We start from the raw sequence: 14867 nt of genomic DNA, 5'->3' as shown, positions 1-14867 counted from the left end.
GGTGACGACACGCTTGCGGGTGGTGCGGGGGCCGACACGATGGACGGCGGTGCGGGCCGTGACATGCTCGACTACACCGGCGCTTCAAGCGCTGTGATGGCCGACCTTTGGCGCGGGCGCGGGCGCGGCGGTGATGCCGACGGCGACCGCTTCTCGGACGTTGAGGATGTCATGGGCACAAGCCACAACGACACGCTGATTGGCGGCGCGGGTGAAAACCGGCTGTTCGGTGGCGACGGCCATGACCTCTTTGGCGGCAGCGCAGACGCCGACCTGATGAATGGTGGTAGTGGACAGGACCGGGTGGATTATGGTGCATCCTCTGCGGCGGTGAATGTCAACCTCGACAGCGAAAGCGGCAGTGGCGGCGATGCCGACGGGGACGTGATTGTGCGTATCGAGGAAGCCGCTGGCTCGGCCTTCGCGGATACGCTCACCGGCAGCGCCGGCCGCAACAAGCTCTTTGGCGCGGGCGGCGATGACCTTCTTTCCGGCCTTGACGGCAATGATGTGCTGATGGGCGACGCGGGTGACGACACGCTCATTGGTGGCGCGGGGCGTGATGTCCTGATCGGCGGTGCTGGCGTCGACCTTGTCTCCTATGCAACCTCTTCGGCGGCGGTGACGGTCAACCTCGCGACCGGCCACGGTGCGGGTGGTGATGCGGCGCGTGATATGTATGACGGGATAGAGCATGTCATCGGCTCCTCGGCAGGCGATACCCTCACCGGTGACACGGCTGACAACCTCCTTGAGGCGGGAGCGGGCGCTGACCTTGTGGCAGGTGGCCTTGGCGCCGATACCATGGATGGTGGCAATGGCCGTGACATGCTGGACTATACCGCCTCAAATACCGGGGTGATGGTCGACCTTGGCCGAGGCTTGGGACGGCGCGGTCACGCCGACGGTGACCGCTTCACGAATTTCGAGGAAGTGGCGGGTTCAAGCCATAATGACACGCTTATCGGCAGCACGGGCGAAGACCGGCTTTATGGCGGCGACGGCCACGACCTTTTCGGCGGCAGCGCAGGCGCTGATCTGTTCAATGGCGGCACCGGCTTTGACCGGGTTGACTATGGCGCCTCATCGGCTGGGGTGAATGTCAACCTCGACAGCGAAAGCGGCAGTGGCGGCGACGCAGAAGGAGACACCGTCACCCGGGTTGAGGAGGTCGCAGGCTCAGCCTTCGCTGACACGCTCACCGGCAGCGCTGGCCGCAACAAGCTCTTTGGCGCGGGCGGCAATGACAGCCTCTCCGGCCTTGACGGCCCCGATGTGCTCTACGGCGAAGACGGCGACGACACCCTCACCGGCGGCAAGGACAGCGATGTGCTCATTGGTGGCCAGGGGGCTGATACTGCCGATTACTCCACATCCGGTGCAGCGGTGAATGTGGACCTTACGGTAGGTAGAGGAACGGGCGGTGACGCAGAAAGTGACCTTTATGCCGAATTGGAGAACGTCATCGGTTCAAGTGATGATGACACGCTGACAGGTGATGCTGGCAACAATGTGCTGGCAGGAGGCAGTGGTAATGACAGCATCTCCTCGGGAGCCGGCGAGGATACAATCATAGCAGGGTATGGCAGGGATACTATTAACGGTGGCGACGGCATCGATACCGTCGATTACACCGGCTATGATCAGGTAATGGCCATCGACCTGCAGGGCGGAATTTATACTTGGTTCACCGCATCACATGACGCTCTCTCAAATATTGAAAATGCCATCGGTGGGCTTTCGCATGACACGATTTATGGCAACACAGCCGATAACAGCCTAGCGGGCGGCGCAGGCAACGATGAGCTGAATGGGTTTGAAGGGAGCGACACCCTTTCAGGTGGTGTCGGCAGCGACATCCTGTACGGCGGCGAAGATAACGACACTCTGACTGGCGGTGCAGGTGCGGATGAATTCTGGTTTAAGATAGTTGAAGGTTCAAATGTCGTTACCGACTTTTCTGCCAATGAGGACGTAATCAAGTTCTTCACATCGGATAGTACAACGCTCGACAGTATTCTCGACACAGCGCTCGTCGACGGCGCAGACATTGTGCTCGCGTACGGCACAACGGTTGTGCGCCTTGAGAACACATCGCTGAGTGATTTGGACGCATCCAACATACAGGTGACAAACTTTGTGCAAAACCTGATGGGTCAGGACACGCCCTGGGCACAGATTCCCATGCTCGACCCTCGACCATTGGTATCAGTGGATTCAGATCAAATAGTTAACGGCGGGGCGACTGTCGTATCAAGCGATGATAGCTATCGTGGAGTGAACACCAATCTCCAGATAGCTGGGGGAAGTCACTTCACCAACCAAGGTGACCTCTGGATAGATAATTCACTCTTCGCAAATTACGCCCCTTTGGGTGTCGCTCTTACTGACTCGACTTTCGTGAACGAGGGGGCGGTGGTAGCTGTTGGCAGCAATATCCTGACACGCGGCATTTATGCAGTTGCTAATTCTATGGTCGATAATCGTGGTTTCATCTATGCAGTCAGCAATACCACAGCAGTTGGCGTGATTGATGATGCGCCGACCGCCAATGTAACACTTGAGAACAGCGGACAAATTATCGTTTGGTCCGACCACACAGCTTATGGCGCCCTTCTGCCCCGTGCGACCGTGACTAACGACGCAAGTATCAGCGCCTCAGGCAGAACCCTTGCGGTAACCATCACAGCAAATACCATCACCAATACGGGAGCCATCACAGCAATTGCAGATACGGGTGGGACCACCGTTGGAGTCAGACTCCGATTTGACAACGCCAGCCTGAACAACCAAGGCACGATCACCGGCAATATTCATGCAGCCTCCGACACCGACAGCACCGGCGTAACAGTCACCAACAGCGGGACAATCAACGGCGACGTCGAACTGAGCGCTGGGAACGATACGCTTGATGGCTCAGGCGGGACGATCACCGGAACCATTGTCGGCGGGTCTGGAAACGACAACCTGATTGGCGGCATATCGGCAGACAATATGAACGGCGGAAATGGCAGTGATACCCTGGATGGAGGAACAAACACCGATATTCTTGCTGGCGGAAATGGTGCGGATACATTTCTTTTCTCGGATGGTCACGGCTCCGACGTCATCACGGATTTTAACGTCGACGAAGATACACTTGACCTTAGCGAACTCTCGGGCCTGACCAGTTTCAGTGAACTGAACGCCACTGAAACCAGCGTGGATGGGGATACCGGTGTATTGCTGGACACCGGTGACGACGGCTCCATCTTTCTCGTCGGGGTCACGGCGGCAGGGCTGGAAGCAGCAACGGTGGTCAACTAACAGCCTGCGGCCCGATAGGCTGCAGCATGCTTCCGAAAAGCTGTAGACCTTTGAAAAGTCAAGCAGTACTGACGTCAACTATATTGTGGCTCAATACACGCTTGACTTGCAGGTGCGTTCTACCTACCAAAGAAGGTGTTGATTGGACATAAATCCCAATCAAATTCGGTGATAAGTGATGGGGGTCACACTATGCGGCTATACCGGCCACGCGCGCGTTATGTTCCGTCGTTTCAGCAGACCGCGTCATGCCAGCCCGCCCCCCCTGCAACCACCAAAACGCAACGGTATGAACTACAGGCTTTGTGCTTGATTGTATTGATGAACAGCACAAATTTCGGCGACGCACCACCATGGAAAAGCGGCGGCCGATACGGCAAAACAAGGAATGGTGATGCAGGATAAAACAGTGCGCTCCCGACCCACACACACGGCCGAAGTTCTGGCGGACCAGACCACCGGCCTGCCAACATTGAACGATACCGAGAACGCAAATGGTGGCACACACAATACGCACAGCCACGATGGTTTTGTGTGCGGGTTTGGTGAGCCCGGCGTTGAGGACGGGATTGGCCAGGATACAACAGGGCACAGCGAAACAGACAGTGGCGGCATCGATGTGAGCGCGGTTGCAGGCGGCGATGCCACCGGCATTCACGATATCAGGGACATCCTCGTCTATGCCCCGACGGATGATCCGCTGACGGACGGCCTGTTGATGGGCAAACAATATGCGGCCGATGACGACAACACCACCTTCACCGTCACTTTCAGTTTCCCGACAAGCGGCAGCAGCTATTCGTCATCCTCATATGGTGACGGCGGTGAACCCTATTACAGCCTTCAGGGCATGTCTGATGCCAGCCAGGAATTCTTCAGGGATACATTCGAATGGCTTGAGCAATATACCAATCTCAATTTTGTCGAAGTAACGGACAGCAGCTCATCCGCCGGCACCATCCGACCGGCGTGGACAACCTATTATCGTGGCAGCGCGATAGCTTGGGGATATTACCCGTGGGACAGCCAGTCGGCGGGCGATCTCTGGTTCTCCAGTACCAGCATGTCTGAAAGCCAGTATGACTATGAAACCATTCTGTTGCACGAGCTTGGCCACACATTGGGTCTGAGCCATTCTTTTCAGAGCTATTATGGTGATCGGGGCTATTTCGCCTCCCTGCCCAGCCAGTATGACGGCTGGGACTATACCGTCATGGCCTACGACGTCAGCGCGCGCTATGGCAGCGCAACCACGGCTGACCTGTCCCCCCAGACCTTCATGAAATACGACCTTCTGGCGCTACAGTATCTTTATGGCGAAAATTTCAACGCCACGGACGGGGACGACACTTACATATTCGACCTGTCCGAGCGCTATTATATGACCATCTGGGACACAGGCGGCACCGACACAATCGGCGTCACCGGCGGAGATACCTCCGTCAACCTGAACCTCAGCACCGAAGGCGCGTGGCTGAACGTGGGCACGACGGTCACCTACTCAAACTATTACAGCAGTTGGGCAGAGACAGACACGGTTTACCTGCTTGAAGGCAGTGTTATTGAAAACGCCTACGGCGCGGGCGGTAACGACACCATCACCGGCAACAGCGCTGATAACCTGCTGGAAGGCAATGCAGGTGATGACATCCTGCGCGGCGCAGGCGGCAACGACACGCTGTCGGGTGGTGCCGGAAACGATACCCTGCGCTTTGACGAGGACTGGAACACCGACACGGTAACGGATTACACCGACGGAGAAGACCATATCCTGCTCGCGGTGCGCGACCTTGTCTTTGACGACCTTGTCATTACCCAGCAAGGGGCCGATGTGCTGATCTCGGACGGCGCAGGCAACACAATCCTGCTAGAAGGGGTCGCCGCAACTGACCTGGATGCCAGTGACTTCTCAAACCTGTATGACGGCTTTGAGCTGACCGGCACGGCTTCAAGCGAAAGCCTGACCGGTAACGTAGGTGACGATACCCTCAATGGCCTCGGCGGCAATGACAGCCTGTACGGCCTTGATGGCCGCGACAGCCTCGTCGGCGGGGACGGCAATGACCGTCTGTATGGTGCCGGAGACGACGATATCCTCACTGGCGGTGACGGCTATGATATTGCCTTTGGCGGCGACGGAGCCGACCTACTGAGCGGTGACGCCAACAGCGATACCCTCTATGGCGAAAATGGTGACGACAGCCTCGCCGGTGGCGACAGCAACGACTATCTCCATGGTGGCGACGGCAACGACGACATGGTGGGCGGAAACGGCGACGACAGCCTGCTTGGCTATGACGGCCAGGACACGCTGGACGGCGGGCTGGGCAACGACACACTCTATGGGCACACCGGCGATGACATCCTCACCGGCGGAGAAGACAACGACTATCTCAGCGATAGCGCAGGCAACGACAGCTTGTCCGGTGAGAATGGCGACGACTATATCTCCAACTCGCAGGGCACAAGCACGCTTGATGGCGGCGCGGGGAACGACACCCTGTACAGCAGCCATTCATCACTCGAAGGAAGCCTCGTTTCCGGCGGAGACGGCGATGACAGCCTTCGCGGCACGCATATAGACACGCTTGATGGCGGCAGCGGCGATGACTATATCCGTGTGGCAGGGACAAACGACGGTCTGGTCGTTCTGGCAGGCGCGGGTAACGACACTGTTTATTTTGACAATGTATACACCTCCGCCAATTATGATATCGACCTCGGCACCGGCGCGGATTATGTCACTGTTCGCTACCGGCAGGACGAGATAGACCTAGGGGCTGACAGTGACAGCGATGCATTAGTTGCTTATTCCGGTATCAACGATTTCAACGGCGATACCTACCTGAACTTCGGTGAATATGACTATCTGCAGTTTGGCAATGGCGAGTACGCCAGCACCTTTTTTTCCACCACCGAAGGGGGCGGTAACACCACGCTTAGCATCGCTACCACCGGTAGCGTGTCGGCGGTGGAGCTGACCATTGCCGGCACCGGCCATAACCTTGAGGCGATAGAGGCCGGGGACGCCTTTCGCATTGTCGATATGGGCGACGCCCGCACAGCTGGCAACACCTATGGCGGGGATGATTTTTACGGCAACGGAGATGGCGAGAGCCTGACGGGCGGTGCCTCGCACGACGCATTGTTTGGCCAGGGCGGCGACGACACGCTCACCGGCGGTGCGGGCAATGACAGCCTGTATGGCGGCGACGGCAACGACCTGATCCATGCCGGTACCTCGCAGGAAACGATCCATGGCGGTGCCGGCGACGATACCGTATCCTTCGCAACAGCGGATGAGGCCGTCGGCGTATCGATCGGCAGCAGTTATAATAACTATCAGGGCGTCGAAAATGTCATCGGCTCCAGCTGTAACGATGTCATTCACATCTACACGGAAGACAGCAACAACTATATTGATGCCGGCGCGGGCAATGATGTAATCAGTGCCCGCTACGGTGACGATACCCTGAATGGCGGGTTGGGCAATGATCTGTTCGGCAGTGAAACCGGGCATGACCTCTATGTTTTTGACGCCGCCTGGGGCGATGACACGATCCAGAGCTTCACAACCGCCGCAAACTACCTTGAGGTTGATTATCTGGACATCAGGGGCACGGGCCTGTCAGCAGATGATCTGACCTTTACCAGCGTTTCCACAGGTCTGCTTATCTCAGACGACGACGGCAACAGCATCCATCTGGATGGCCTGAACGATGATGACATTGCCGACATCCGCATTATCGACACGCTTGCTCCAACCGGTACGTCTGCGGCAGACACGCTGTATGGTTCTTTCTTCGATGAAGTTTTCACCGGTGGCGCGGGTGCTGATGTTTTCACGCCCGGCACCGGTTGGGGCAGCGACACCATCACAGATTTCTGCGTGGATGAAGACCTGATTGACCTGCGCCTAACGTATCAGGGCTATTTTGACCTGACAGTCACGCAAAACGGTGACGACACCGAAATTGCCGATGGCGGCGGCAATGTCATCACGCTGACAAATGTCACCGCTGGCGACCTGAATGCCGGTCACTTTCTCGCCGATGATTACGCGACCCGCACCGTTGGCGTGCCGACGCCTCATTCCCCGATTCCAGAAGTAGGGGAGCGGCCGGAAACCACACTGACCTCATACACCGTGACCGGCGATGAAACCTTGTCGTCCACCGCCTTTTACGAAACAAACTCTTCCAATTACGGGGTTATTGCGCAATCCGGGGCTCATCTCACCATCAGCGGAGAGATTTGGGTTGGCAGGACTGACGGCAGTGTCGTCGCCCTCCGGACAGATGAGAACACCGTCACCCATAGCGGCGATATCATCGCTGTCAGCGGTGGCGGCACCGCGACCGGCATCTATGACGCTACCGATAGCAATATTGATATAGATGGTGACATTTACGTTGCGGCAACAGCAGACGCTTACGGCATACAGGCCCGCACAGGGTTGAATTCAATCAACACCATCAACAATGACGGCAATATTATTGTATGGTCTAATAACACTGCCATTGGGATCGATGCCGACCGTTATTACGGGCCTGAAACGATTGAGAACACTGGTACAATTAATGTATCAGGAATGCGTTCCGCAACAGGCATTATTGCTGCGAGCACGACAGCACAGGTCATAAATTCTGGTACCATAATAGCCGCCGACACATACAACACCGGCTCGATCGGTATTTATCAGGATGACACACGTTCCACAGAAATACTCAATACCGGGGATATCATCGCTGATTATGGCATCCGGATATATTATGCCTATAGCGGTGCAACAATAATCAACGAGGGCACCATCACAGGGTCCCGTTATGGGGTCTATGCAATATCCTCAAATGATATCTCACTCTCAAATAGCGGCACCATCAATGGTGATATTTATATAAGCGCATCATACGGTCAGACGGCGACGGTCACAAATACAGGGACCATCAACGGTACCGTTACTCTCGCCTTCAGCGATAATATTTTTGACACGTCCACCGGAATTGTAACCGGTGCTGTCCATGGCGGATCCGGACGCGATTCGATCACAGGAAGCGCCAGGCACGACGTCATTGATGGTGGCTCAGGTAACGATACCCTGATCGGCGGTGCGGGCGACGACACACTGGCATCGGGCTCCGGCAATGATATACTCACCGGGGGTCGCGGGGCTGATGTTTTTCAGGCAAACCAAGGCGATGTAATCACCGACTTCAATGTTGAAGACGATGTTATCGACCTGTCAGGCTATTCAGTCTCGTCTGTAACCTGGTACCAGCAGGGCAGTGACACGATTATCAGCTATTCCTCAAGCACCTTCCGGCTCACGGGTGTTCAGGCATCCAGCCTCTCGGCAACGAACTTTGATTTTGCAACCAATTATATTTATGGCACTTCCTACTCCGAAATACTGAACGGCACCCCTTACCGCGACTATATAACAGCGGGTTCGGGTAACGATCAGCTGAATGGCCAGGGCGGCGCCGACACCCTGTATGGCGGCAGCGGCCATGACACCTTGTCAGGCGGCGGCGATGGTGACTGGATGAGTGGCGATTACGGTAACGACAGCCTCCGCGGCGGTGCAGGTGCCGACACCCTCATAGGCTCCGTTGGCGACGATACACTCATCGGCGAAGGGGGCCACGACCTGCTTCGGGCCGAGTATGGCAACGACAGTATCTCAGGTGGTGACGGTAACGACCTCATCGAAGGCGGTGACGGCGCGGACACCATGGATGGTGGCAGCGGTCAGGATTTAGTTGATTATGAAGCCTCAACTGCCGGTGTAGTTGTAGATCTCGAACGCGGGCGCGGGCGCGGCGGCGACGCCGAAGGAGACCGCTACGCCGGTATTGAGGATGTGGCAGCAACAGCCCATGACGACACACTCATAGGCGATGCGGCCAACAACCGCCTGCTGGGCGGCGATGGCCATGACCTGTTAAGCGGTGGCGCTGGCGCTGACCTGTTACATGGTGGCGCAGGCCTCGACCGGGTTGACTATGGCTCCTCCAGCGAGGCAGTGGCAGTAAACCTTGGGAGTGAAACTGGCTCAGGTGGTGACGCCGAAGGCGACGTCATCGTGCGTGTCGAAGAAGTCAGCGGCTCTGGCTTCAACGACACCCTTATCGGTAGCGACAGCTCAAACAAACTGTTTGGCGCTGCCGGCGGTGATCTGCTCACCGGTCTTGATGGTGATGACTATCTTACCGGCGACGGCGGCGATGACACCCTTGTCGGCGGCGCGGGTGGCGACGTGCTGGATGGCGGCGACGGACAGGATGAGATCAGTTACGCGGTATCCTCCGCGGGAGTCACCGTAAACCTTGCCACCAATAGTGTATCGGGTGGTGACGCAACACATGATCTGATCGCCAGTATCGAAAGTGCTTCAGGTTCCGCCTATGGCGATGCGCTCACGGGCAACAGCGCAGACAACAGCCTCAGCGGTGCTGCGGGCGACGATACGCTCACAGGCGGTGCTGGGGCGGACGAACTTCATGGCGGCACCGGACAGGATTTGGTCGACTACCAACAGTCTTCAGCCGCCGTAGTGCTGGACCTCGGGCGCGGGCGCGGGCGCGGTGGTGATGCCGAAGGTGATCGCTTGTCTGGCGTCGAGGATGTGGCAGGCTCTCTCTATAACGATACCCTCATCGGCAGCGCGGGCGAAAACCGCTTGATCGGCGGCGACGGCCATGACCTGTTCGAAGGCGGCGCAGGCGCTGACCTTCTCCATGGCGGCGCCGGTTTTGACCGGGCCAGCTATGGTTCTTCGACCGGTGCGGTGTCGGTCGACCTTGGTGCTGGCACAGGCACAGGCGGCGATGCCCAGGGCGACATACTTGTCCGGGTGGAAGAAGTCAGCGGCTCTACTTTTGCAGATACACTGACCGGCAGCACCGGCAACAACAGGCTGTTTGGCGCGGAAGGCGATGACACGCTTATGGGGCTGGACGGTAACGACTATCTCTATGGCGAGGCGGGAGAGGATACTCTCGTTGGCGGTGCTGGCCGCGACATCCTTGACGGGGGCGCGGGTCAGGACCTTATCGACTATACCGCCAACAACGCCGCCGTGATGGCAGACCTTGCCCGGGGCCGTGCCCGTGGCGGGGACGCGGATGGTGACCGCATGGCAGATGTGGAGGATGTCGCCGGCACCGCGTTCAATGATACCCTCATCGGCTCGTCGGCAGACAACCGGCTGCTGGGCGGCGACGGCCACGACCTTTTCGGCGGCAGCGCAGGCGCTGATCTGTTCAATGGCGGCGCGGGACAGGACCGAGTGAATTATGGCACGTCCGCAAGCGCGGTCAGCGTCAACCTCAACACTGAAAGCGGCTCGGATGGCGACGCTGCCGGTGATGTCCTGATCCGCATTGAAGAGATCGAGGGCTCCGTCTTCGGCGACACGCTGACCGGCAGCGACGGCAGAAACAAGCTTTTTGGCGGCGCAGGCAACGACGTGCTGACCGGGCTTGACGGGCCGGATGTCCTCTATGGAGAAGGCGGCGACGATACACTCATGGGCGGTGAAGGCCGCGATGTGCTGATCGGTGGTTCGGGCAACGACTATATCGACTACTCAACGTCCAGCGCGGCGGTTTCGGTCAATCTGTCAACAAATGCCGTCTCTGGTGGTGACGCTGAGCGCGATGTCATTACAGAGATCGAGAATGTGGCGGGTTCCACCTCGGGCGATACGCTCACGGGTAATGCGGGCGACAATAGCCTGATCGGTTACGGGGGTGACGACGTTATTGAAGGTGGTGCTGGCAACGACAACATTGATAGCGGCTCGGGTACCGACACCCTCACCTTTGGGGACGGCCATGGTGACGACATCGTCGACGGCGCATACGCACGGGGCGACTTTATCGACCTCTCCGCCATCACAGGCCTTACAAGCCTTGGCGATCTCGAAGCACAAGAAACAACAGTGAATAGTGAAGCCGGGGTATTGCTGACCACAAGCGGCAGCTCTTCGATCTTCCTCACTGGCGTCACCATCGCGGAGATCATGCCGTCCCTTGAACTTGCCATCAGCAGCGGTAGTGCCGACACGCTTGCTGGCACCTCGGGCGCAGACAATTTCGCCTTCAGCGACAACCACGGCCATGATGTCGTCACCGGTTTCAACACGGACGAGGACACACTCGACCTCACGGCCATTACCGGCCTCGATGATTTCAGCGACCTGAACGCTGCGGATACCAGTCTTGACGGCACGGACGGCGTGCTTCTCTACACAGGTGGGGAGAATACCATCTTCATCGCGGGCATCACAGCGGCAGAGCTCTCCAGCGCAACAGACGTAACCTGATATGGCATGTGCCGGGTGATCAGCACATGCCATATCTCGAGTTAGTGCACTTTTTAATGTATATATCCCTGATCTCTGCCGGAATTGCCGCAAGCGACAAAACTACACAAACGGGATATTCAATTGGGGGTTACCACGCTTATGCGCTCTTATCATTTCATCTCAGGCCTGCCGCGTTCGGGGTCAACCCTTCTGTCTGCCATATTGCGGCAGAACCCGCGTTTCGAGGCGGGAATGACAAGCCCTGTAGGCGGGCTTTTTACCAACCTGATTGCTTCGGTCAGTGCGGGTAGCGAGATGGCCCCCATGGTGTCGCCGTCGCAACGTCGACGGCTTTCACGGGCGCTGTTTGACGCTTACTACGAAGAACAGCCCGAAAGCACAGAAGTGATTTTCGACACCAATCGCGCCTGGACGGCGAACCTGTCTGCCCTGTCGGAACTATTTCCAGGCGCCAAGGTTCTTTGCTGCGTGCGGGATGTGGCCTGGGTGATGGACAGTCTTGAGCGCCAGTTCCAGAGCAACGCTTTCGAGAACACCAAGCTGTTTGCCTCCGCCGCCGAGCGCAGCACGGTTTTTACCCGTGCTGAGGCGCTCGCGAACAGGAACGGACTTGTGGGCTACGCATGGTCGGCGCTCAATGAGGGTATTTACGGCCCGCACGCCGAAAAACTGCTGCTGATCGATTATGACCTGCTTGCCAGCCGTCCCGGTGAAGTGATCGACCTTGTTTATGATTTTCTCGGGGAACCACAGTTCGAGCATGACTTCGACAATGTGGAATATGACGCCCCGGCGTTTGATGAACAATTGGGCGTTTCGGGCCTGCACCGCGTGCGCAAAAAGGTTAAGCCGCAGCCGCGCCCGACGATCCTGCCACCAGAGCTGTTCGAACAATACGGGCAACTGAATTTCTGGCGCGCCCTCAAAAAAAGCCGCGCCCGTATTATCAGCCCGAAACCCGCGACTTCCTAAGTCACTATAAAAAATAACTTCTAAAAGGTTTTCTGCCATGCCCACATTAATTGTTACGACCCTTGATGACGAAACCGCAGATACGACCGACCTGAATACTGAGAGCAACGACGGTAACGGACTTTCGCTACGCGAAGCGCTTGCTATTGCCGAGGCGACCGAAGTCGAAAACAACATAACATTCGCTGACGAACTGTCCGGTGGCACCATCACGCTCACACATGGTGAGCTGACTTTCGACAACGCGGATCAACTCACCATCGATGGCGATGCCGATAATGATGGCACAGCTGACATCACCATCGATGCCCAAAATAGTTCCCGTATCCTTTATATCGGGAACGGATCCGACGTCGCACTAAATCACCTGATCCTGACCGGCGGCACCACGGCAGAAGCAGATGCCGGCGGCATGAACGGCAGCGTAGTCTTAGCCAGTGCCTACAGCAGTATCAGCGTCTCTAATTCGACCATTACCGGCAACACCATGCCAAGCTCCAGCAACCTGTTTAATGGTAGCTACCGAAGCGATATTTTTATCAGCAACAGTGTGATTGAGGGCAATTCAGGCGACATGAGCCTGATCTCCAACCACTATGGCTCCCTGACCATCCAGGGTTCCTCCATTGTCAGTAACGATTTGTCCGGCTCGCTTAGCCCGCTCATATTCGTCTACACGCGGAGCGGCGAAGACATCAAAATATACAATAACGTATTCGCCCAAAACCTTCATGGCCGCAATCTTGTCACAATATGGGGGAAGAACAGCGGCAACGATTTCGAGATCGATTTCAACACCTTCAGCGGCAACAGTGGTTCGCTCTTGTATGTAAGCTGGGCAGATATCACCTCCTTCTCCGGCAATGTCTTCGCAGGCAGCGCCGCAGTCTCGCTCGGATCCGGCAGCATCACCGGCGGTCGGAACGTCTTCAGCGAAGCCCCGGTCTATGATGGGAGCGACAATAACTCCGTCCTCGTGATCGAAAGCGACCTAGGTGAGATTTTTGATAGTGTTGAAACGGTAAATGGCATTGAAGGCGGCACCCTGATCCTGACCGAGGGGCGCTATCTCATTGTTATGAACGAAGACGGCCCGGCCGCCAATATGGGCGCGCAGCTCAACATCCCTATGCAAATCGCGGGCACGGAAGAGAATGACACACTTGCAGGCGGTGACGGGAATGACAGCCTTTCCGGTGACGCAGGTGACGACACGCTTGCGGGTGGTGCGGGGGCCGACACGATGGACGGCGGTGCGGGCCGTGACATGCTCGACTACACCGGCGCTTCAAGCGCTGTGATGGCCGACCTTTGGCGCGGGCGCGGGCGCGGCGGTGATGCCGACGGCGACCGCTTCTCGGACGTTGAGGATGTCATGGGCACAAGCCACAACGACACGCTGATTGGCGGCGCGGGTGAAAACCGGCTGTTCGGTGGCGACGGCCATGACCTCTTTGGCGGCAGCGCAGACGCCGACCTGATGAATGGTGGTAGTGGACAGGACCGGGTGGATTATGGTGCATCCTCTGCGGCGGTGAATGTCAACCTCGACAGCGAAAGCGGCAGTGGCGGCGATGCCGACGGGGACGTGATTGTGCGTATCGAGGAAGCCGCTGGCTCGGCCTTCGCGGATACGCTCACCGGCAGCGCCGGCCGCAACAAGCTCTTTGGCGCGGGCGGCGATGACCTTCTTTCCGGCCTTGACGGCAATGATGTGCTGATGGGCGACGCGGGTGACGACACGCTCATTGGTGGCGCGGGGCGTGATGTCCTGATCGGCGGTGCTGGCGTCGACCTTGTCTCCTATGCAACCTCTTCGGCGGCGGTGACGGTCAACCTCGCGACCGGCCACGGTGCGGGTGGTGATGCGGCGCGTGATATGTATGACGGGATAGAGCATGTCATCGGCTCCTCGGCAGGCGATACCCTCACCGGTGACACGGCTGACAACCTCCTTGAGGCGGGAGCGGGCGCTGACCTTGTGGCAGGTGGCCTTGGCGCCGATACCATGGATGGTGGCAATGGCCGTGACATGCTGGACTATACCGCCTCAAATACCGGGGTGATGGTCGACCTTGGCCGAGGCTTGGGACGGCGCGGTCACGCCGACGGTGACCGCTTCACGAATTTCGAGGAAGTGGCGGGTTCAAGCCATAATGACACGCTTATCGGCAGCACGGGCGAAGACCGGCTTTATGGCGGCGACGGCCACGACCTTTTCGGCGGCAGCGCAGGCGCTGATCTGTTCAATGGCGGC

The 14867-nt window shown here is 57.7% G+C and carries 3 protein-coding genes and 1 pseudogene; all 4 read left to right on the top strand.

What is annotated here, in order from left to right:
• Positions 1-3306 (top strand): beta strand repeat-containing protein (locus OEU85_RS00070; RefSeq protein WP_262689392.1); only part of this gene is annotated, 3306 nt, incomplete at its 5' end.
• A gap of 394 nt (positions 3307-3700) precedes the next feature.
• On the top strand, positions 3701-11635 hold the full coding sequence (locus OEU85_RS00065; protein WP_262689391.1) for a hypothetical protein: 7935 nt from the start codon (positions 3701-3703) through the stop codon (positions 11633-11635).
• A gap of 141 nt (positions 11636-11776) precedes the next feature.
• A complete protein-coding gene (locus OEU85_RS00060) occupies positions 11777-12610 on the top strand; it encodes a sulfotransferase family protein (RefSeq protein ID WP_262689390.1) in 834 nt (277 codons plus the stop codon).
• 37 nt (positions 12611-12647) lie between these two features.
• A pseudogene (locus tag OEU85_RS00055) lies at positions 12648-14867 on the top strand (hypothetical protein); the annotation flags it as partial.

Origin of the sequence: Kordiimonas aestuarii, assembly GCF_025574465.1 — a bacterium.
GTDB lineage: Bacteria > Pseudomonadota > Alphaproteobacteria > Sphingomonadales > Kordiimonadaceae > Kordiimonas > Kordiimonas aestuarii.
This window is presented reverse-complemented; position numbering and strand designations above follow the sequence as displayed.